Genomic DNA, 21,515 nt, shown 5'->3' with positions numbered 1-21,515 from the left:
CTGTAAGGAGTTAAAAAAATGCTCGCCTATATCCTAGCGTTAGTAGTGGGAATTGGCAGTGTAGCTATTTACATAGCTGCTTTCTTTTTCCCGGAAATTCACCGCAAGAATGATTTTATCTGGAGTGGTGTAGGTTTATTTTACGCTTTGGTGTTATGGATTTTTGCATCACGCATTACTGGGGGTTTATTACTGGGTCATATAGCTAGTGTGGCGCTTTTGGTGTGGTTTGGTTGGCAAACTCTTTCTCTGCGTCGTCAACTTACACCAGAGGTACAACAAACGCCTATTCCCAGTCCTGAGTTAGTTAAAGTGAGTATTCAAGAACAGGTATCTAAGTTTTCTTTACAGGAAAAGCTGGGACAGTTATCATCGTTAATTGCTAATGTTTTTAGTGGTGTTAAAGGTAAGGTACAACAAGTAGGGAATAAACAACCAGTAGCACCTCCAGAAAAACCTGTTGTGACAATTGTTGATCAGACTACTCTTGTTGCAGAACAACCAAGCCAAACAACATCTCCAATGGAAGTGGTAACTGTTCCTGCATCTGAAACGGCTACACCAACAGCAGAAGTCAGTGAGGAAGTTAGTCAAACTGAAACCAAAACTGAAGCCAAAATTGAAACTGTTTCAGAAGTGACACATCCAACTCCTCCGACTCCTGAGTTAGTCGCACAAGCGCAAGAGGAAACCGAGGAAAAACCACATATTTCTGTTGAGGAAGTCGCCCCAGATGCTGTACTTGCTCCCCCAGCAGAAGCACCACCGGAAAAATTACCACCCAGTGAAGGAATTGGTAGTTAGGTATTGGCAGGGAGTGGGGACTGGGGAAGAAAATTTTAGATTTTAGATTTTAGATTTTAGATTTTAGATTGGACTTAACAAAAACAATCCAAAATCCAAAATCCAAAATCCAAAATAAAAAACTCCTGAATACTGAATTATTACAAATTTAGTTACTTTAACTACTTTTATTATTTTGTCAAGTGTTTTCTAAGAAACGGCAAACTATCTTATAACTTTGTTACATATTTGTTAAGAAAAGTTACACGCTTCTTAACAAAAGGGAATATTTTCTTATGGTTGTTTCACTTGAAAAGAATAAACAACATGAGGTTGTCATCATTGGTGGTGGTTTTGGTGGACTGTATGCGGCAAAATCTCTTGCTAATAGAAATGTAAAGGTTACTCTCATTGATAAACGGAACTTTCACTTATTTCAGCCTCTTTTATATCAAGTTGCCACTGGTACGTTATCACCTGCTGATATTTCTTCTCCTTTGCGTGCTGTTCTCAGAAAAAGTAAAAATACAAAAGTTTTGCTGGGAGAAGTAAATAATATTGATCCGAAGACACAAAAGGTATTTGTGGGTGATAAAATCGTACCTTATGATACTTTAATTGTGGCTACAGGTGCTAACCATTCTTATTTTGGGAAAGATAATTGGAAAGACTTAGCTCCTGGTTTGAAAACTGTAGAAGATGCGATAGAAATGCGTCGGCGGATTTTTTCTGCATTTGAAGCAGCAGAAAATGAAACTGATCCTGAAAAACGCCGTGCTTTGTTGACTTTTGTGATTGTGGGTGGTGGTCCTACTGGGGTAGAATTAGCGGGTGCGATCGCTGAGTTGGCATATAAAACCCTGCAAGAAGATTTCCGCAATATCGACACTTCAGAAGCGAAAATTTTATTATTGCAAGGTGGCGATCGCATTCTTCCTCATATTTCACCAGAATTATCGCAATCAGCAACAGAATCTTTACAAAAATTGGGTGTGATGGTTCAAACCCAAACCAGGGTGACAAATATTGAAAATGATGTTGTTACTTTCAAACAAGGTGATAAAGTACAACAAGTTAGCGCCAAAACTGTATTATGGGCTGCTGGTGTTGAAGCTTCTGGAATGGCGAAAGTTTTAGCAGATCGTACTGGTGTAGAATGCGATCGCTCTGGTAGAGTAGTTGTAGAACCAGACTTAACTGTTAAGGGTTACAAAAACATTTTTGTGATTGGAGATTTAGCTAATTTCTCCCATCAAACTGGTAAACCTTTACCCGGTGTTGCACCTGTAGCTAAACAACAAGGAGAATATGTTGCTGGGTTGATTTTACTACGGCTTCATGGTCATACTTTGCCACCATTCCATTACACCGATGTTGGTAGTTTAGCAATGATTGGGCAAAATTTAGCGGTAGTAGATTTAGGTTTTCTGAAACTTACAGGTTTTATTGCTTGGGTATTTTGGCTAGTAATTCACATCTATTTCTTAATTGAGTTTGATACTAAGATGGTAGTGGTAATTCAGTGGGCATGGAATTATATTACTCGTAATCGTCGTTCTCGATTGATTACAGGTAAGGAAGCTTTCTTAGGACCACAACCTATTAACAATTCTCATCCTTATCAGGCGACAGAAACCGTCAAACAGCCAGTTAAGGTTTAGGTTTTTTTGTAGTTATTACCAGTACCTTGAAGCCGATAGAGAAACCCGTCATTAATCTCAACACTTGATCTATTAGTGTGAGACTTATGGCGGGTTTAAGTATTTTGATCGCAATAAATTACCATGAAAATCTAAATACCTGTAAACCTGGAAAATCAAAAAATGTAGGTTGGGTTGAATGAAGTGAAACCCAACATTGATAATAATATTCAAGATGTGGTGTTGGGTTGCGCTTTGCTTAACCCAATCTACAACTCGTAATTTTCACAGCAGCAGCTAAAATATCATCATCAGATTCCATGTCATCCAAATTATCCACTTTTATATGTTCTATAATTTGACGATGAGTAATTTCATATTGTGCATCTACTAAAGTACGTGCTATTAGATAACTGAGTTTTTGCCAATCTTCAGATGAAGCTATTTCTTCTATATTTTGCAATGCTGTATAAGCTTCTGTTGGGAGATAGGCTAAAAATTTTAAGGCTAGATGAATATTCTGTATTTGTGTTTTTTCTGTGATCTTAGACAAATCAATGATCATACTTTTGCTTTCTTGCTCACTGTGAGTCAATCTCGGTTGTTCTGACATATAAATTACTTGTTTATTTTATGGTATAATAAGGATTGTATATAATTTCATTCGCTTAACTAACTTATGCTAGATAACATTGTTGAACTGAGATTAGGAATTAAACCCAACTCAAATCAAAGTCGTAATACTGTCAATGGAGGTAAAAGAAACATTATTTGCACATTTAAAGGAGCAGGTGGTAGTATTTCCACATTAGAAAATCGAGTAGGAGATACTACTTATAGTGGAATTATTCCTTTTCAGAAAATTATTGATAATGAATATATTGATAAACCAATCATTAATAATTTACTGGCTTTACAAAATGGTAAAGTCTTAGATTTAAGTCAGCCAATAGTTTATAATCATCAAACCTATTTACCTACTAAAATTAGATATAAAATTGATAGTAATTATTCGCAATGGCGTAATCTAGTATCAAAACTAGAAAACATGGATGAAAAATTAACGCTGAGTTTATATTTTGATATATCAAGAATTAACAGCAGTAATTACCAAGTTATTCAAATCAAAGAAGAATCCTATTTAAACATAGTTATTAATCCGATTTTCTTTGAACTAAAGAAAGAAATTTATTGGCTTCCAGAAGCAGGAAAACCTTTACAATTTCCCAGAACCTTTACAATTTCCCAGATATGAAGATCCAGAAGGTAATTTTGGTTTTTATGGAAATGATCAACTTTATCCTATACCCAAAAGAATATTAGATGTTGTTTGTAAAGATTATAGTGCTGATACTTTATATTCTACAGATACACCTGAATATGAAATTGGTGATGCTTCAGTGAAAAGAGTGATGTTAGCTTTAGAAAAATTAGAAAATATCACAGCATATCCCACAGGTGAAAATAGTATTGCTGATATTAAGTTTAAATGGGATTTAATTGTTAAAGTTAATGATAAACATTATCCATTACAAATTAAATCTAGTGAAATACAAGCGAAAGAAGATTGGCAAATATACAAGGAATTATGGTTAGACAGAAAAATTCCATTTCTTCCTGCGATAGTCTGGACAAATTTCGCTTCATCAATAGATGCAATGGCAAAACAATTTGCTCAATTATTTGATGTGGAGTTTAAAAAAGAATTACCCATAGTTAATAATAACATCAATAGTCAAATAGTTGAAAATAAATATCAGATACCGCAACATATTGATCAAGTTAAGACTGGGAAAAAAGCACATAAATATTTATTGAAAGCGTTGTATGAAGCTGCGGAAAGAGGAACTTGGAATAAAGCAGTTGAAGATTTATTACAGGAAATAGTTGATAGAGGAAAAAACCCAGCTTATCAGTTAATTAATCATTGTCGCACGATTGCGAAAGCGCGAACTATTCAAGCTGAAATATTGAAAAATCAGGAACAGAATGAACAATAATAAAAATTGTGGTTAACTTCTATGTTAGAAGGTAAATGTATTTATATATTTAATTGATCATCATATTTATGATACCAATCCTTAATAATTAATAAAGATGCTCTGATCAGTTTATTCCAATATTCATTATCAATTACATTTATTATTTCTAACTGAGTTGCAGGTCTAAAATGAACTATAGAATTACGAATTGTATAAATTACCTCACCAAGTTTACTGGGTAGTGTATTAGCTTGCCGAGAGTCAATAAAGCTCTTAACTTCCTGTAAAATATCAATAGCATCTTGAGGTGAATTATGTATCAATTTATTAATAGCTTTACTTTCCTCTGCTCTCCAACCAATATATTTTTCAATCTTGGCTGAAAATTGGAGCAACGATAATGAATTATCTATTCCTAAATCTTGATGCAATTCTTCTAAAAATGATAATGAAAATAATCTTTCTATACATCTGTACACATCCAGAAAAGAATATCTCCAATAAACAGATACTAAACTAAAAACTAGATTATCATAAGGTATATTTTTCGCACCTTCAAGAAACAATCTTCTGAAAATTATAAGAGTTTCTTCGTCAAATTCTAGAGACATGATTTGAGGATTATGAGTAATATAAAAACCAGATAATTTTAGATTTAGAATATTAACACTAGTTTTATTCTTTGTATCAATATCAATAAACAGACAGTCATATTGAATTTTATAAACAAAAATAGGTTCAAAAAACTCTTGTACTTGACTAAGTTTATATTCAATTTTTTCTTCTTCAGTTTCATAAAAAATTTCATTTTCAATATAACTCACATCAGCAGTTTGTTTAACGGGAATTTTGAGTTCAGATATTAAGGCTGTAAATATTCCTCCATTTAATTGTTCTTCCTGTATTATTTCTCGTTCTGTTAATAACTGAGTTGTCGAACCAATGGTAACAAAGTATTTTTGTTTTTCAAATTCAAAATATGCCGTTCTAAATGTCGGCAAAATTCTTTGTGTATCTTGAATTTTTAATTTCTGCAACCATTCTTTTTCACGTTCATTTGTTGTAATATATCGTATAGCATCAGCAAATATAGGACGCTCAACATTTTTATCTTCAACAAATTTAGCTAATACTTCAAATATATATTTATTAGCCTCTTTCATACTTCTGGACATAATAATATTAGTAACTCCAGCATGGATTCATATTTTCAACTTCAAAATTTTCATCAATTAGCACCTTAAAAGCTCCTCGAAAAAATTCTCTTTCATTCGATTTTGTTATTTTCTTGCTAACAACTTCATTCAAAGTATCAAAACACAAAAATTCTTGCATTTGGTTACTATTGAAACTTCCTAATTTTTCCAATAGCTTATCAGCATTTGTTTTTATATCCTGCCATTTTTGATTTTGCTTTTCTGGTGTGTATTCATTTCCAGGTCTACCTAATGTTGCTGAAGCTATAGCAGTTACAAAACCAATACAAACTGGTTGACTGCTAAATAAGTCTTTACCTTGTTTAAAATTAAAATATTCTTCTGTATTTGGAATTTGACAGTATTCAGCACGGTCGAAAGCATTATCAAATTTACACAGATAAGACATAACTTCATAAAAAATATTTGTAAAGTTCTCATTAGAAGTTGATTCTATAAAATCTAGTTTTGTAAATTCGTCCGCTAGTCTTTCTGGAAGATTAATTTTTTCGGTTCTAGCCCCGAATACCAGAAATAATTCAATTACATTATTGGCGTGAAATTGTCCAGGTTTAGTACGTCTTCCTTCATCATTAATTGTGATTATTTCTATATCTGGATATTTTTGCTGTATTTCTTTAATTATGACTTGAAATACGGTTTCGATTTGTCTTCTTAAATTCCAAGGAACTTGACCGGTATTTAGTACCAACATTCTATAAGTTAAACTATTAATTTGTGAAGCAATCCAAAATTCTATCCGAATTTTACGAGTTGCAATTTCATAATTATCTTTTAATGCTTTATTAAATGCGTCATTTAAAGCTGTGGTTCTTTGCATACCATCTATAATAGATATATTATCTGGTGGTATTTGGTAAACAAACTGCAAAAACTCGTCTTTATCTTCTATTGTTTCTATTGTTGTTAATTCTTTTGTAGAAACAATAGCCCCAATTACAATTGGAGGTAATACTGCTCCCAATGCTATATCTTTCTCCATCCTCTTACGAATACGAATTGCGGTTCTTGTTTTTAATGTATCTCTTTGTCCTTCTAAGCCTCCTTTTCTATTATGAAAGGCTTTTTGTACCATATTCAGATAATCTCCTACCGTGAACTGTACAATTACAGAGTAACAATCCACTCTTGTATCTTTAATAATATCTAAATTTTTTGTCATTAATCTTTCCTCAGTTCAGCAATAAGCGATCGCTCACCTCATCCCACAATCATACCATCTCTTATAATTGATCAAATAACTGCAAACATATCTTAGGCATGAAACTGTGACCGAAACTGGAAAATACAAAGATACCGTTAACCTCCCTAAGACTAACTTTGATATGCGGGCAAACGCAATCAAGCGCGAACCCGAAATTCAAAAATTCTGGGAAGAAAACAACATTTATTCTCGCCTCTCCCAAGAAAACCCAGGCGAAATATTTATACTGCACGATGGACCACCCTACGCTAACGGTCAGTTGCATATTGGTCATGCCTTAAATAAGATTCTCAAAGATATTATTAACCGTTACCACCTCCTACAAGGTCGTCAAGTTCGTTACATTGCAGGATGGGATTGTCACGGATTACCCATTGAGTTAAAAGTTCTGCAAAATATGAAACAAGCAGAACGGCAAAATCTTACACCTTTGCAATTGCGCCAAAAAGCGAAAGAGTTCGCCCTTAAAACCGTAGATGAACAAAGAGAAAGCTTTAAACGCTATGGGGTGTGGGGTGATTGGGATAATCCTTATCTGACCTTAAAACCAGAATACGAAGCCGCGCAAATTGGCGTTTTTGGGGCAATGTACTTAAAAGGATATATCTATCGTGGTTTAAAGCCTGTACACTGGAGTCCTAGCTCTAAAACCGCTTTAGCAGAAGCTGAGTTAGAATATCCTGAAGGTCACGTTTCTAGGAGTATTTACGCCGCTTTCCCGGTGGTGAAGGTGTCCGAAAAGCTAAAATCTGTTTTAGAGCCGTTCTTGCCTGATTTGGGCGTAGCTGTGTGGACAACTACTCCCTGGACGATACCGGGTAATTTGGCGGTGGCTGTGAATGGGGCGTTGAATTATGCGGTTGTTGAGGTGGCACGCAGAGACGCAGAGGCGCAGAGAGGATGCAAGTATCTGATCGTGGCGGCGGAGTTGGTAGAAAGGTTGACTGCAACTTTGGATGTTGAGTTGACTGTGAAGGCGACTTTTGCGGGTCAGGATTTGGAACACTGCACTTATCGTCATCCGCTTTTTGACCGTGAAAGTCCGGTGGTGGTTGGTGGTGATTATATCACTACTGATTCTGGTACTGGTTTGGTGCATACTGCCCCTGGTCATGGTCAAGAAGATTACATTGTGGGTCAGCGTTATGGTCTGCCGATTCTTGCACCGGTGGATGATAATGGTAATTTCACGGATGAGGCTGGTAAGTTTGCTGGCTTGAATGTGTTGGGTGATGGTAATCAAGCAATTATTGACGCGCTGACAGAAGCGGGTTCTTTGTTGAAAGAGGAAGCATACTCTCATAAATATCCTTATGATTGGAGAACCAAGAAACCGACGATTTTCCGCGCTACTGAACAATGGTTTGCTTCTGTGGCAGGATTTAGGGAAGATGCTTTAAAGGCGATCGCATCTGTGCGTTGGATTCCCGCACAAGGTGAGAATAGAATTACACCGATGGTTGCAGAACGTTCTGACTGGTGTATCTCTCGTCAGCGTTCCTGGGGTGTTCCCATTCCTGTGTTCTATGATGAGGAAACTGGGGAAGCGTTGCTGAATGCAGATACCATTAACCACATCCAAGCTATCATTGCAGAGAAGGGTTCTGATGCTTGGTGGGAGTTGTCTGTTGAGGAGTTGTTACCCGAACCTTACCGCAGTAATGGGCGCAATTACCGCCGGGGTACAGATACGATGGATGTGTGGTTTGATTCTGGTTCGTCTTGGGCGGCTGTGGCGAAGCAAAGACCAGAATTAGGTTATCCTGTGGATATGTATTTGGAAGGTTCTGATCAACATCGGGGATGGTTTCAATCTTCGCTGTTAACCAGTGTTGCGGTAAATGGAATTGCACCTTATAAAACAGTTTTAACTCATGGTTTTGTGTTAGATGAACAAGGCCGGAAAATGAGTAAATCTGTGGGTAATGTGGTTGATCCACAAATCATTATTAATGGTGGAAAAGATCAGAAAAAAGAACCTGCTTATGGTGCAGATGTTTTGCGGTTGTGGGTTTCTTCAGTTGATTATTCTGGTGATGTGCGTTTGGGTGGTAACATCATTAAACAATTAGCTGATGTGAGAAATAAAATCCGCAATACTGCACGGTTTTTGTTGGGAAGTTTGCATGATTTTGATCCTCAAAAAGATGCAGTTGATTTTGAAGAATTACCTGATTTGGATCGTTATATGTTGCACCGTATCCGTGAGGTATTTAATGAGGTGACAACTGCTTTTGATAACTTCCAATTCTTCCGCTTTTTCCAAACAGTGCAGAATTTCTGTGTTGTTGATTTGTCGAACTTTTATTTAGACATTGCCAAAGATAGATTATATATCAGTGCTGCTGATAGTTTCCGTCGTCGCAGTTGTCAAACGGTTTTGCAGATTGCATTGGAAAATTTAGCAAGAGCGATCGCACCCGTTTTGTGTCATACTGCGGAAGATATTTGGCAATTTATCCCCTATCAAACTCCTTATAAATCAGTGTTTGAAGCTGGTTGGATTAAGGTTAAGGATGAATGGGACAATGCAGAATTAGCAGAATTTTGGAATACTCTGCGTTCACTCCGCACTGATGTTAATAAAGTGATGGAACAAGCGCGGATAGAAAAAATGATCGGTTCATCTTTGGAAGCAAAGGTGTTATTAAATATCCCTCACAAACAGTTATGTAAAGCTATCAAAGGTTTCAATCCTGAAAAGGGTAATGGTGTGGATGAGTTGCGATATTTATTATTAGCATCTCAGGTAGAAATAGTAGATGATGCTGCCAAAATTGCTGATGTGAAATATACAGCAACCACAGAAGATTGGACTATTGGGGTAGTAAATGCAGACGGTGAGAAATGCGATCGCTGTTGGAATTATTCTACTCATGTAGGAGAATCAGAAGCACATCCTTTACTTTGTGAACGCTGTGTTCCTGCCTTAGCTGGTGAATTTTAGTATCATATAATGTAGGTGGTTAAGATCCCCGACTTCTTTTTTAATCTTGTAAACAAATGATAAATTCACATCAGAAGTCGGGGATCTGCATCCTCATTTTTCACAAGATTATCAACTGGATCAATCAAAACCTAACATATTGAGGTAAACATCATGAACACTGCTATAACAACTTTACCTCCTAGACTAACATTAAACCTCAATTTAACAGATGATCAATTTTTAGAACTTTGTCGCAATAACCGAGATTTAAGATTTGAGCGCACAGCATCAGGGGAATTAATAATTATGCCACCAACAGGTAGCGATACAGGAAATTGTAATTTTGATATTGTTGTAGAATTAGGAATTTGGAATAAAAAAACCAAATTAGGTAAAGGTTTTGATTCTTCCACGGGTTTTAAATTACCTAATGGAAAAGATGTTTCTCCTGATGTTGCTTGGGTAAAAAAAGAACGCTGGGAAAGTTTAACACCTGAACAACAAGAAAAATTTGCTCCCATTGCACCTGACTTTGTAATTGAACTACGTTCACCAAATGATAGTTTAAAAAAATTACAAGAAAAGATGGTAGAATATCTAGAAAATGGTGTAAGATTAGCTTGGTTGATTGATAGAAAACAACAGAAAGTATATATTTATCGTCCTAGTCAACCTGTGGAAGAATTAGATCATCACCAAACATTAAATGGAGAGGATATTTTACCAGGATTTATTTTAGATTTAACAGAGATTTGGTAATCAATTAATGATTAATCAATCAACGGATCTGCATCCTCATTTTCCACATCCAAAAATAAACCTATGAACACACAAACACCCACAGTTACAGAAATCTTGCCAATGGTGATAAAAATGCAGCCAGATATCATCATGACTGATGATCAATTTTTCGATTTCTGTCAATTAAACCGTGATTTTAGAATTGAACGTAACCAATTTGGAGATTTATTGATTATGTCACCTACCGGATCAGAAACAGATGAACGTAATTTTAATTTAATTGTGCAATTAGGTATTTGGACAAAAAAAGATGGTACAGGAGTAGGTTTTGGTTCTAGTGGTGGTTTTACGTTACCTAATGGTGCTGTGCGTTCTCCTGATGCAGCATGGATAAAAAAGGAAAGATGGGAAGCAATACCCACAGAACAAAGAAAGAAATTTGCGCCAATTTGTCCTGATTTTGTAGTAGAGTTGCGTTCTGAAACAGATAGCTTGAAAACACTACAAGAAAAAATGGAAGAATATATAGAAAATGGTGTGAAATTAGCTTGGTTAATTGACAGGAAACAACAGAAAGTATATATTTATCGTCCTAGTCAACCTGTGGAAGAATTAGATCATCCTCAAACATTAAATGGTGAAGATATCTTACCAGGATTTGTTTTAGATTTAAGAGAAATTTGGTAAAAAATAAGTACCAATAAATTAGAGTTTAACTGATAAATACTTGAATGGGAACATGAAAACGTTGTGCTAACTGTTGAATTTGATTAAAAGTTAATGCTTGTTCTTTGTTCAAAATAGCCTTTATTGTTTCTGCTGTACCAATTTCAGGTAAATCTGATAAACTCAATTTGTGTTCTTCAATTAAATAAGCTAATATATCATTTCCATGACAATTAGGAATAGCATAATGTTCTTTTTCATAAGCCTCAATTACTGTTCCTAACGTATCCAGTAAATTATAAAGAGGATGCTGTTCACTAGTACCGATTTCATCAAGTAAATTATTTAATCTTTCGATAGCTTGATCATATTCTTCTTCATTACGAATTGTAAGCAAAGGAGCAATAGCAGTCCAATGGATATTAATATCAGGGGGCAATGTAGTTAATTTTTCCATAGATTTTTGTCGTATTCTGAATGAGTTAATATCTTGCGAATATACACTTTTTGGCGATTAAAATGAATTGAAGTAATTAAACGATATTTATTACCACCAATATTAAATACAATTAAATCACCTACCATATCAGCACTAGGAAAAACAGAGCGCAATTCATCAAAAGTTTCAAAATTAGCCCCATTCTAAGTTTAAACCAGCGAGTCAATGCACTTTCACTATCAGGATACTGTTCACAAAATTGACGAAAAGCTTTACGAGAAATAATGTGCATGAAATTTCAGAATATATTATAGCAAATTTAATCATAATGTGAGCATACCAAGATCCCCGACTTTTTTAATCAATCGAGGATCTATTATATAGCCTTTACAACTTCCGCAATAATTCCTCAGTCAACTGCATAAATGACTTCGCACCAGCAGAACCCGGACTCATTAACGTTACCGGCATAAAACTATCAACAGCTTTCGCTACATTGACATCAACGGGAATTTGTGCTTGACAAATAGTTTCTACACCAAAATCTTCCACAACTCGGTGCATTACTTGTTTATAATATCTGCCAGTCAATAAATTAGTATTGCACATACTAAAGACAATTCCCAACATTTTGATATTGATTTTTGCTTCCTGTTCATGACTATCTTTTAACTTAGCAATGCGTCTTTCTAATAATTGAATACCCACCACAGATAAAGGTTCTGGTTTAGCAGGTAAAAGATAAAAATCGCTAGTTGCTAAAGCACTACGAGTCATGAGATTATAACCAGGAGCGCAGTCTAAAAGAATAAAATCATATTCATCCCGAACTGGTTTTAAAATGTCTCTAATTAAGACTCTTTCAAAACGATTCCAAATAGTTTCAAAATCTTGTTCACCCAAGGCTAATGCTTGATTATGCAGCATTTCTGAAACGACAAATTCATCATATAAGTCGATATCTCCTGGCAATAAATCCAATCCCGGCAGCTTACATAATTCACCTTGAATGATATCCTGAATCTTGTATTCAGCATTGGGATATGGGTTAATAACTTCATCTATCAAATATCTAAAAGTCTTTCTTTGTTTGCGACGTTTAGCAAACTCCATCGGTGACATTAAACTGAGGGTAGCACTAATTTGACTATCTAAATCGAGAACCAATACCTTTTTTCCGTGATTTTTTGCTAAACAAGTGGCCAAATTAACAGTAACCGTAGTTTTACCCACTCCACCTTTCATGTTTGCAGTTGCAATTACATATCCCATTTTTATTTCCTCTGCTGACGCATTCCCATTAATGTAGCGTACATATTATCTAATAGATTTTAACTTTGGTTAATTTAGTCTTTTGGTAGATGCGAAAATTTGCTTTGGGCTATCTTTTCTCCTTTATGCGGTTATACCCCGAAAAAAGTTAAGGACTTTTTTAAGGTAGTTTCATATTTTTTACTAATAAACTTTGTAAACGATGTAACTGAGAACCAACTTGATAAAGTAAATCACCTTTACCTAACAGATATGCTGCTGCTGTTTGTGTTCCACCAAGAACAATTTTAGAATCCGCTTCGCTGGAGGTTCTTAAAGCAATTCTTCCCGGTAAATTTGAGCGAATAATAGGGGTGACTATCCCCGCTTCTGGACGTTGGGTAGCAATAATTAAATGTATTCCTGCTGCTCTTGCCATTGCACCTAAACGTTTGATACTTTGTTCTAATGCAGTACGAATTTCTTTTTCTGCCATAAAATCGGCATATTCATCAAAAATACATACTATCCGGGGTAAAGGTGGGGAAAATTTGTGATTATAATCTGTTAAATCTTTACATTTAGCTTTTTCAAATTTTTGATAGCGAGATTCCATTTCTATCAATAATTCTTCCATTAATTCTATAGCGCGATCGCTATCTTTAACAACTGGTGAATATAACCAGGGAATTTGTTCAAATTCGGGAAATGTCACTCTTTTCGGATCAACTAAGGCAATTTTCAGATGTTGGGGAGAATGACGATACAATAAACTGAGAAGTAGGGATCTTAAAAATTCACTTTTACCGCTTCCTGTTGTTCCTCCTACTAAAAAATGGCAAGTATTCGGATCAGATAAATCAGCTTCCAATAAATTACCATCAATACCTATTCCTACAGCAATTTTTACAGGTGTATTTGCTGGTAAAAACTGTTTTTGAATATAATCTTCAAATTTAGCAATTTGTCTATCTTTGCGTGGTAAATCAACACTGACATAACCAGCTTGGGGCGCAATTAAAGGAGGATATTCTAACCCTAATTGCACTTGTAAATCAGCAGATAATTTTAAAATTGAAGGCACTTTTATACCTAAATGGGGTTTAATTTTCACCCGAATAAATGCCGGACTTACATCAGCACCATAATAATCTACATTAACCTTAAAAGATGCCAAAGTTGTAACTAAAGATTGCCCAATTTCATCAGCATTAATATTTGGTAAACTCTCCCCCCTTTTTAAGTGAGGGGTATCAAATTCTCCAATTTCATCATAGTTAATAATAGGTAAACTCTCCCCCCTTTTTAAGGGGGGTTGGGGGGGATCAGATTCCCCTATTTCATCAGCATTAATAGTTGACTTAATTGTTAATCGATCACATAAATCTATCATCATCTCTAGACATTCTTTAAGAACATTAGGATTAAAAAATGTCTGACACTTTTGTTGTTGAGGACAAATTTCACACAAATGAGGTTGAGTCGTCGCAGGTGGTGGGTTGGGGTTGGGAGATTCCCATTTTAACCATTCCTGCATTTGTAATAGTTTGTAGGGAATTAATTGATGAACTGTATTTTCTAATTGTTCCCAGGAATATTGGTAATCTTTAAATTCAGGTAAAACACAATAAACCGCAGAATCTACCGCCGCTTTTTTCTTGTGAAATAACATATAACTATACAGAGAAACCTGTGCTAACTGTGCTGCTGGATCTACAGGGTGATAGGTTTTAAACTCTATCATACACAGGCGTTTAACTTCAAAATTAAAAACTAAACAATCAAATTCACCTCTAACTAATTGTTGTGTACCATCAGGTAAATTAAAATAATATTCTAAAGTTCTTTCTTCCTGAATAAAAGTATTTTTAATTACTGTCTCAGCACTACAATAATGCCGATTGATAATTAATAACTCTGTGAGTTTTTTAATCAGTCCTTGTATTCCTTGCCAAATTTGTAATAAAGCAGGTGCTTTACTGTCATCTTGACTGATAATATTTTGTAAATAAGGGAATAATTGATTTGTATAAAATATTTGTTGAATTTCCGATGATATTTGTTCTAAATTTAATCTACTTACATCGGCAATTAATAAAGATTTAATTTGGGGATTAATCTTGATTAATTCTATCAAATCATCGGCTAATTTATGAAAAACATTACCAATACCGGAAATGGAATTTTTAGGAAAAAATATTGCTTTATGATCAAAATGATGATTGAGATAAAATAACCGCGGACATTCAAACGCTACTCTAACTTTAGTCGGTGTTAAAGATGAATTTTCAGATGTATTATTTACCATATTAAAAATCTCATTAATAGCTTCAGGTTGATATATTTGTAGTAAGCGACGATGGACAGCAGCTAAATAGACTGTATCCATTGCTGCATAGTTTAGCTGTTTTTGAGTGAGAGGACGTTTTCCCCAGTCACTTGTTCCTTCTTCTACATCTACATCAGAAAATTGACAAAGTTCTACAGCTAAGGTTTTGAGTTTTAAATTACTTACTTGTAGTTTTTCACGGGTAATTTTTCTAGATAATTGGTATGTACAGATAATATTTTGGGCTAGGTTTTTACCTAAATATTTAACATCAAATCCAGAGTTATGAAAAACCTTAGCAATTTCTGATTTTACCATGATTTGATTGATAAAATAATCGGTCAAATCAGGTTTATCTAAAACATCGAAAATTAAAGCAGACTCACCAGTTAAGTCTGTAGGATCAGCCAATATTTGAATTAATGATAATCTGGGGTAGGGAGTATTCCAATCAGCAATTTCTGTATCTATCCATAGAGTTTTATGTCGGGATATTTGGGAAATTTGCTGATATATTTCCGCATCTTTGGTTAGGTAGTGCATTAGTTGATATATATATTATAGTTGAGGATTCCAAGAAATTAATTGATCTTGTAATTTAGCTTTTGGGTTCATAATTTTAGCTTTCTTTTCCTGACATGATAGATCAATTAACATTTTAATTTCTGTTTCTTGAACATCAGCAAATTGACTAGCTGTTTGGAAAATTAACGTATTTACTCCCATAAATCCTTGAGTTTTGATGAGATTTAAGATAAAATCTTTTACAGGTCTGTAATCTCTTCTAACTTTACCATTTGTATCTTGTTCTGTTGTAGCAACAAGACCTAAATCATGTAACAAAGTACATTTGTTATGCAAGATTTGAGATTCACGCATTAAAGATTCTAGTCCTTGTAAATTAATCGTTTTCCCACCAATGACTAATTCTTGAGATTTGGCAGAATTGACAAAACTTTGGTATGTTGCTAAATAATGAACTGCTGTTAGACTTGGTTTGATGTGTTGGTGATGAGTGTGTGTAAAAAGTTCTCTATAAAGTTGATTTCCTGCAAGATTTGGTTTTCCTACATTTCCAGCACGGACTAAATAAAGAGTTTTACAGCTATTGTTATGAATTACATTTTTGCAAGCATTCATAACATGAAAAAAAGTAGTCATGTTTGAATCTTCTGTCCAGACTATTCCTACTCTTTCTTGTTTTTGAGACTGCTGATAACTCAATGAATAAGTAGCATATTTTCCAGTTAAAAGTTTAGGCTTAATTCCCTGGATTTGTAAAGCTGATAAAGCTTGTTGTAACATCTGCATTAAGTCAGATGATGATAACAGAGATAATTTTGTAATTTTACCCTGAATTTTCTTATATTCTTTTTGCCATAGTAATTCAAATTCTGCTTGAGTTGTTTCTGGATCACTTACAGATAAAGAAATAGTAATTATGGGATCAGGAGTAACTTTTTGTTGGGGTATGGTAACTTTTGTTTGTGCTACAGGTTCAGGTTTGATATGACCACTGATGATATCAATTTTATATTTTTGATATTCGTCACGTCCCAGAGTTAATGTATTTCTCGGCGTGGTTTTACCACCAGGGTAATTGGTTTCTAAAATTTGCCGATTTAGGGGAAAAATAGGAGATTCAGGTTGAGGATTTGCTAAGTGATGTAATGGTTTGAGATGATAATCCCAAAGTGCTTCTGCTTGTTCTATAGTAATATCTTTTAACTTAATCTCTCTGTCTATTCGAGCTTGATCAGCTCTGAAAATTCGATCAAAATTGCGATTCCACATTTGGGTGATTACACTTATAATAATTAAAAAATTTTTTAGATTATCAGCATGAAAACTTGTATTAACATTAAAGAAAGGTTGTACATCTAAAAAACCTTCAGATGAAAGTGGCATATTGTCAAAGTTATCAAAACATAGAACAATTGGTTGCGTCTGTGTGGAAATTCTGCCAAAATTTGTTAAAATATTTTTAGCTGCATCTTCTGTATCAATACAGTTTCTAACTTTGATTGCTTTCATTGATTCTTCACTTAAATCATCTCCTCGCAACCATTCACAAGCTATATCATATAATTCGGGATTTGCTAAATCGTGCAGCACACCAAAAAAGATTTCAGGGTTATAAATACCTGCTGTTTTATAGGTCTTCCTGAGATGTTTAATAAATTTTTGGCGATCACTTTGTAAGACTTCCCAAAAATTATCATTAAATATTCTTTTTTTGATATCACTTCTTGTAAAGGCTGATAAACTTTTTAGCCATAACATCAATTGTGATTCTTTCTCACCTTCAGGAACTTGAATCAAACTATCCACCGTATAGCGTAAAATATGCCGCCAAATATTATTACTATCAACCCAGTTACATAAAATATATACGAAAAATGCTTTGTTATTTAGATTACGTTTAAGCCGACTTAATAAATAACTTTTACCAGAACCAGGTTCACCTTTTAGTAAAATTGTACGACTAAGATTATCTATAGTTAATAACTTGAGTAAATCTTCAATCTGAATTATAGCATCTTGATGAATTGATTCGACCATTAGTGATGAATCTTGCTTGTCAGCCCAAAAATTAGTAACTGCCAAATTTAGCCGGTCAAAAGGATTGACTTCACGTTTAATAATATTGTTTATGTCTGTCATAAATAAAATTTGGTGAGAGGATGAACTAATGAAAAAATGAAATAATATGAAAATGTGTTAATTCACTATTATGAAAAACAGTGAAACACCAAGATTTTGAGGAATACCAGCATCAATTTGTTCTGGGGTGTAAGCAATAGGTTCTTGTAAAGAACTCAAATCAATTAGATCATTTCTTTGCAACCTATACAAAGCTTGATCTAATTCATCCCTTGATAAAGGTGGTTGTAACTTTTCTCGTAAATGAAAAATAGGTAAATAATTCTCTGTTCCCAGTTCATAATCTAATTTTTTAATAGTCTCTAAAACCTGTTGATCACTAGGTTTACTGATAGTTTCTATTTCCGAATTTTCACTGATAGATACTACAGAAGCAACTGGTTCTGAATGACGTAAATTTTTCCGCAAAAACCGGATATAATTACCCAATAAGTCTAAACTAATAGTGGGCTTATTACCCTGATTGGTAATAAATTCATCCCGCAAATATTCTATTCCCCTTGGAGTTAACCACACTTCAGCTTTAACTCTTTTCATCTTGATTTCTATTTCAATCAAACCCCTTCCAGTTAATACGTTTAATATCGTCTCTCGTTCATCTGATTTCAAACCAGAAACTTTAATTTCACTGGGGGCGATTTTTTTAGAACTTTTACCGATCTTTTCCAATACTTTCAGTTCTTTATCACTGATGGGTAATTGACTGGAATCTAATTTTAACAAAGCCTGTCCAGCATCCTTGATTTTTACTGTGGCAATCTCTTGGGAATAGTCTACCAGTTCTAGTGCTTTCAAATCTCTGCAAATTTTGTTTTTATCTTTTTTAAAAGCGTCAAAAACACTGGAACTTAACCCAGCGCGGTAGTTGGGACATCCCAATAGTTTTAATACAAATTTTAACTGGTTAGTATCCATGTGCTTAATGTTGCTGGCTGCGAACTATGACTAATCTAGGTTAAAAAGAGAAAAATTGACACACTTTTATTATGTTAACCCTAATCTGTACCATTTTTCACTAAACACTAAACTATTATGAAAATTTCTAGTCATTGCTTCCTGAATAAGCTATTAAAAGTTAGCTTTGGTTGTTGTATTTATTTTAGTCTCTAAAGGAACATGGTGCTATGATATTTTGGTCAATCTCTTAGTAAATCTAGTACAGCACGGCGTAAATAAACCAACCATTCTCAATCTCCGACAATCCTATGCTGTCTTGGTTTTGAATTTTGACTTTTGACTTCTGCGAAGCGGTACTAGAAGCGATGTCCGCAGGTATTCCAGTGGTGGGAAGCGATCGCGGGTTAGAAGGACTTGCTGTAGATAGTATCAACACACCACGACGAGCATTAAAAGCAAAATAACCCGCAGAATACATAAAAGCTATTAGTCAAATTTTTGAAGATTCACAACTTATAAATCAACTCTCTCATAATGCCAGATAATTTATAGAAACTAACTTTACTTGGGAAATTGCTGGAAAGCTTCATAAGCAAATTTGTCTAGAAACTGAGTAATACAAATAACTTAATAAAGCTGTTGTTTTCATTCAAAAAAGGAGTTAACACCAATGAGTAATTATATTCACTGTCCTCATAATAGCGTCAAACCTGTATCCAACGGAGAGCAAATAGCAGATTCCAACTTATGTGATTTTTGTTGGTATGAATACTGCTTTTGTTGGTCAGAATATTGCATGAGTGAATGGTATGAGATACAAACCCAGCATGATCAGCAAAATGGCAACAAAGCTCACAAAAAATCAGGCGATCGCCAATCTCAGTATCCCACAAATTTGCACAATCTATAGACAAATATAGTTATCAGTGGACGACTTACGCAACTGGCACATTAATAGGGTGCGTCAGATATCAACAATCTGGTTATTTGCATCAATTAAGCATTATAATGTAAACTACAAGTAAACATAGAAAAGCTAAAAAATAAACAGTTTTAATACAATAAACTTATTATTCATATATATATATATATATATATATGAATAATAAAACGTTAAAACAAATTACCAAATGATTAAGTAAAACTTAAAATATAATAAATTTTCATTTTTTAACACCTTAAAAAGAGTATAAAAAAAGTTTCCCAAATTTAAAGTAATGGAATTTTTGACTCAATATCCATATAAAGGCGGGAATTAAAAGTGAACATACAACTATTTATCCAACGATCAGAAGCATTACACCAGTATTTAGCAGATTTATACCAAACTGCTACCTTATTACCCTGGATTCCCTCTGATCTACTACCCCAAGCATTTAAAGAACTACATAGCACCTCAAAAATGTTGCAATTAGCAGCTGAGGAACTTTACCAGCAAAACGAAGAACTCATGCAAAATTGCACCTTGCTGGAAACACAACGCCAACATTACCAAGAATTATTTGAATTTGCACCAGCAGCTTATTTAGTAACTGATCAACAGGGTATTATCCAAGAAGCCAACCGATTAGCATCACAATTACTAAACATTGACCAAAATGTTCTAGTTGGAAAACCAATAACAAATTTCATTTCACAAGAACAACACTCCTACTTTTTCAGCACAATTAATCAGATATCTAAATCTGAGCAAATCCGAGAAATATTATTACGATTACAGCCACGTCATGATGATTCATTTGATGCCTCTTTGAAAGTCAAATCTGTTGCCAATCAGCAACAGACGAAATTACACTGGTTAATACATAAAAGTGTTGCTTATCAGCCAGTAGAATCAACAGATGTTAAAAATTTCACCGACCTAATTGAAAATCGTCCTATACATAAACATTCCAAAGGAGAAATTATTACCCTCATTCCTTTATTAATTTGGTTTGTTCGTCATGGTTTAGTTAAACTCACTGCATTTAGTGAAACAGGTGCAGAAATAATCACAGGGTTAGCAAAACCAGGCATGATTTTTGGCTCTAGTATGACATCTTTACCCATTTACCAAGCCACAGCCATTGCAGATGTCGAAGTAGTACCAATTTACCTTTCAGAAATTGCAGCTACACCCAACCTCAATAAAATCCTATTACCTAAAATTCAACAGCGATTACAACAAACACAATCTTTTTTATTTATTGCTGGTCAGCGAAAAGTACCAGCAAGATTACAGCATTTATTAGAACTTTTAAAACAGCAAATTGGAGAACCAGTACCTGAAGGAACACGCCTTTGTTTTCGCCTCACTCATGAAGATATTGCCAATATCTGTGGTACTACCAGAGTCACAATTACACGCTTACTGAGTCAGTTCCAACAACAAGGTAAAATTCAATTTGATCATAAAAAACATATCATCATAATTCATAATTCATAATTCGCAATTACAATTTATGTAGGCTTGAACCTATTAAATACTGATTACGAATTACGAATTAGTAAAAATTTCCTCAATTTGAACTTGCTGCACAGCTAGTAAAGAATTGTGCCAACATTATGATCATGAGCGAGGCAAGAGGCAGGAGGTAAATAGGGTTTGCTGATAGCGTAGCGTGGCGTTAGCCATATAAATCCGAAAACTTTACAGGTAAAGGGTTTTAGCTATTTTGACTTGTACTGAGCGACTTGTACTGAGCCTGTCCTGAGCCTGTCCTGAGCCTGTCCTGAGCCTGTCCTGAGCCTGTCCTGAGCCTGTCCTGAGCGGTGTCGAAGGGCGGTGTCGAAG

At 34.5% G+C, this 21,515-nt stretch carries 18 protein-coding genes and 1 pseudogene; 10 read left to right on the top strand and 9 right to left on the bottom strand.

Annotated features, from left to right (window positions below; genetic code table 11):
* The first annotated feature begins 18 nt into the window (after positions 1 to 18).
* Complete coding sequence (locus H6F47_RS08520) at positions 19 to 804, top strand: Ycf66 family protein (RefSeq protein WP_190347642.1); 786 nt, start codon at positions 19 to 21, stop codon at positions 802 to 804.
* Positions 805 to 1,079: 275 nt separating this feature from the next.
* Positions 1,080 to 2,444 carry an NAD(P)/FAD-dependent oxidoreductase gene (locus H6F47_RS08515; protein ID WP_190347643.1) on the top strand — a complete coding sequence of 455 codons (1,365 nt, stop codon included), beginning with the start codon at positions 1,080 to 1,082 and terminating at the stop codon, positions 2,442 to 2,444.
* 238 nt (positions 2,445 to 2,682) lie between these two features.
* On the opposite strand, the gene H6F47_RS08510 is transcribed toward H6F47_RS08515, so the two are convergent.
* Positions 2,683 to 3,036 carry a hypothetical protein gene (locus tag H6F47_RS08510; protein ID WP_190648588.1) on the bottom strand — a complete coding sequence of 118 codons (354 nt, stop codon included), beginning with the start codon at positions 3,034 to 3,036 and terminating at the stop codon, positions 2,683 to 2,685.
* A gap of 66 nt (positions 3,037 to 3,102) precedes the next feature.
* On the opposite strand from H6F47_RS08510, the gene H6F47_RS08505 reads away from it, so the two are divergent.
* A complete protein-coding gene (locus H6F47_RS08505; RefSeq protein WP_190648585.1) occupies positions 3,103 to 3,678 on the top strand; it encodes a hypothetical protein in 576 nt (191 codons plus the stop codon).
* Between the two features lie 145 nt (positions 3,679 to 3,823).
* A complete protein-coding gene (locus H6F47_RS08500; RefSeq protein WP_190648584.1) occupies positions 3,824 to 4,423 on the top strand; it encodes a hypothetical protein in 600 nt (199 codons plus the stop codon).
* A 41-nt stretch (positions 4,424 to 4,464) separates the two neighbouring features.
* On the opposite strand, the gene H6F47_RS08495 is transcribed toward H6F47_RS08500, so the two are convergent.
* On the bottom strand, positions 4,465 to 5,580 hold the full coding sequence (locus H6F47_RS08495; RefSeq protein WP_206755140.1) for a hypothetical protein: 1,116 nt from the start codon (positions 5,578 to 5,580) through the stop codon (positions 4,465 to 4,467).
* 7 nt (positions 5,581 to 5,587) lie between these two features.
* The gene (locus H6F47_RS08490; protein ID WP_190648578.1) at positions 5,588 to 6,784 is read right to left on the bottom strand and encodes a hypothetical protein; all 1,197 of its coding nucleotides are present in this window, start codon (positions 6,782 to 6,784) and stop codon (positions 5,588 to 5,590) included.
* Between the two features lie 106 nt (positions 6,785 to 6,890).
* Here H6F47_RS08490 and ileS point away from each other — a divergent pair, with 106 nt between their 5' ends.
* The 3 genes from ileS to H6F47_RS08475 all read left to right on the top strand — a co-directional run bounded on the left by ileS (position 6,891) and on the right by H6F47_RS08475 (position 11,183).
* Positions 6,891 to 9,773 carry an isoleucine--tRNA ligase gene (gene ileS / locus H6F47_RS08485; protein ID WP_190648575.1) on the top strand — a complete coding sequence of 961 codons (2,883 nt, stop codon included), beginning with the start codon at positions 6,891 to 6,893 and terminating at the stop codon, positions 9,771 to 9,773.
* Between the two features lie 153 nt (positions 9,774 to 9,926).
* Positions 9,927 to 10,514 (top strand): Uma2 family endonuclease, encoded by a 588-nt coding sequence (locus H6F47_RS08480; RefSeq protein WP_190648571.1) that lies wholly within the window; start codon positions 9,927 to 9,929, stop codon positions 10,512 to 10,514.
* A 63-nt stretch (positions 10,515 to 10,577) separates the two neighbouring features.
* Positions 10,578 to 11,183: a Uma2 family endonuclease gene (locus H6F47_RS08475; protein WP_096568093.1), complete on the top strand. Its 606-nt coding sequence runs from the start codon at positions 10,578 to 10,580 to the stop codon at positions 11,181 to 11,183.
* Positions 11,184 to 11,208: 25 nt separating this feature from the next.
* Here H6F47_RS08475 and H6F47_RS08470 read toward each other — a convergent pair whose 3' ends face one another.
* The 6 genes from H6F47_RS08470 to H6F47_RS08445 form a co-directional block, all read right to left on the bottom strand.
* Positions 11,209 to 11,619: a transcriptional regulator gene (locus H6F47_RS08470; protein ID WP_096568091.1), complete on the bottom strand. Its 411-nt coding sequence runs from the start codon at positions 11,617 to 11,619 to the stop codon at positions 11,209 to 11,211.
* The gene (locus H6F47_RS28835; protein ID WP_347237738.1) at positions 11,607 to 11,774 is read right to left on the bottom strand and encodes a type II toxin-antitoxin system HigB family toxin; all 168 of its coding nucleotides are present in this window, start codon (positions 11,772 to 11,774) and stop codon (positions 11,607 to 11,609) included. Before H6F47_RS28835 ends, H6F47_RS08470 begins: the two co-directional genes overlap by 13 nt.
* Before the next feature lie 214 nt (positions 11,775 to 11,988).
* Positions 11,989 to 12,873 (bottom strand): ParA family protein, encoded by an 885-nt coding sequence (locus H6F47_RS08460; protein WP_096568089.1) that lies wholly within the window; start codon positions 12,871 to 12,873, stop codon positions 11,989 to 11,991.
* Positions 12,874 to 13,033: 160 nt separating this feature from the next.
* Positions 13,034 to 15,724 carry a DNA translocase FtsK gene (locus H6F47_RS08455; protein WP_190648569.1) on the bottom strand — a complete coding sequence of 897 codons (2,691 nt, stop codon included), beginning with the start codon at positions 15,722 to 15,724 and terminating at the stop codon, positions 13,034 to 13,036.
* A gap of 15 nt (positions 15,725 to 15,739) precedes the next feature.
* Positions 15,740 to 17,845 (bottom strand): ATP-binding protein, encoded by a 2,106-nt coding sequence (locus H6F47_RS08450; protein ID WP_190648566.1) that lies wholly within the window; start codon positions 17,843 to 17,845, stop codon positions 15,740 to 15,742.
* Positions 17,846 to 17,902: 57 nt separating this feature from the next.
* Positions 17,903 to 18,760: a transcription factor RcaD gene (locus tag H6F47_RS08445; RefSeq protein ID WP_190648563.1), complete on the bottom strand. Its 858-nt coding sequence runs from the start codon at positions 18,758 to 18,760 to the stop codon at positions 17,903 to 17,905.
* Between the two features lie 338 nt (positions 18,761 to 19,098).
* Between H6F47_RS08445 and H6F47_RS27835 the strand changes: the two are divergent.
* The 3 genes and pseudogenes from H6F47_RS27835 to H6F47_RS08435 form a co-directional block, all read left to right on the top strand.
* A pseudogene (locus H6F47_RS27835) lies at positions 19,099 to 19,359 on the top strand (glycosyl transferase family 1); the annotation flags it as partial.
* Positions 19,360 to 19,412: 53 nt separating this feature from the next.
* Positions 19,413 to 19,652, top strand: coding sequence for a hypothetical protein (locus tag H6F47_RS08440; RefSeq protein ID WP_190347654.1), 240 nt, complete (start codon positions 19,413 to 19,415; stop codon positions 19,650 to 19,652).
* Between the two features lie 351 nt (positions 19,653 to 20,003).
* Positions 20,004 to 21,167, top strand: coding sequence for a helix-turn-helix domain-containing protein (locus H6F47_RS08435; protein WP_190648560.1), 1,164 nt, complete (start codon positions 20,004 to 20,006; stop codon positions 21,165 to 21,167).
* The last annotated feature ends 348 nt before the right edge of the window (positions 21,168 to 21,515 follow it).

It is taken from the genome of Sphaerospermopsis sp. FACHB-1094, assembly GCF_014696195.1.
Lineage (GTDB): Bacteria > Cyanobacteriota > Cyanobacteriia > Cyanobacteriales > Nostocaceae > Sphaerospermopsis > Sphaerospermopsis kisseleviana.
This window is presented reverse-complemented; position numbering and strand designations above follow the sequence as displayed.

Coding starts and splice junctions, on each gene's coding strand:
- H6F47_RS08510 (WP_190648588.1), bottom strand. CDS start 3,036: ATGTCAGAACAACCGAGATTGACTCACAGTGAGCAAGAAAGCAAAAGT.
- H6F47_RS08515 (WP_190347643.1), top strand. CDS start 1,080: ATGGTTGTTTCACTTGAAAAGAATAAACAACATGAGGTTGTCATCATT.
- H6F47_RS08505 (WP_190648585.1), top strand. CDS start 3,103: ATGCTAGATAACATTGTTGAACTGAGATTAGGAATTAAACCCAACTCA.
- H6F47_RS08470 (WP_096568091.1), bottom strand. CDS start 11,619: ATGGAAAAATTAACTACATTGCCCCCTGATATTAATATCCATTGGACT.
- H6F47_RS08475 (WP_096568093.1), top strand. CDS start 10,578: ATGAACACACAAACACCCACAGTTACAGAAATCTTGCCAATGGTGATA.
- H6F47_RS08495 (WP_206755140.1), bottom strand. CDS start 5,580: ATGTCCAGAAGTATGAAAGAGGCTAATAAATATATATTTGAAGTATTA.
- H6F47_RS08440 (WP_190347654.1), top strand. CDS start 19,413: ATGAGTAATTATATTCACTGTCCTCATAATAGCGTCAAACCTGTATCC.
- H6F47_RS08455 (WP_190648569.1), bottom strand. CDS start 15,724: ATGCACTACCTAACCAAAGATGCGGAAATATATCAGCAAATTTCCCAA.
- H6F47_RS08445 (WP_190648563.1), bottom strand. CDS start 18,760: ATGGATACTAACCAGTTAAAATTTGTATTAAAACTATTGGGATGTCCC.
- H6F47_RS08450 (WP_190648566.1), bottom strand. CDS start 17,845: ATGACAGACATAAACAATATTATTAAACGTGAAGTCAATCCTTTTGAC.
- H6F47_RS08520 (WP_190347642.1), top strand. CDS start 19: ATGCTCGCCTATATCCTAGCGTTAGTAGTGGGAATTGGCAGTGTAGCT.
- H6F47_RS08490 (WP_190648578.1), bottom strand. CDS start 6,784: ATGACAAAAAATTTAGATATTATTAAAGATACAAGAGTGGATTGTTAC.
- H6F47_RS08480 (WP_190648571.1), top strand. CDS start 9,927: ATGAACACTGCTATAACAACTTTACCTCCTAGACTAACATTAAACCTC.
- H6F47_RS08460 (WP_096568089.1), bottom strand. CDS start 12,873: ATGGGATATGTAATTGCAACTGCAAACATGAAAGGTGGAGTGGGTAAA.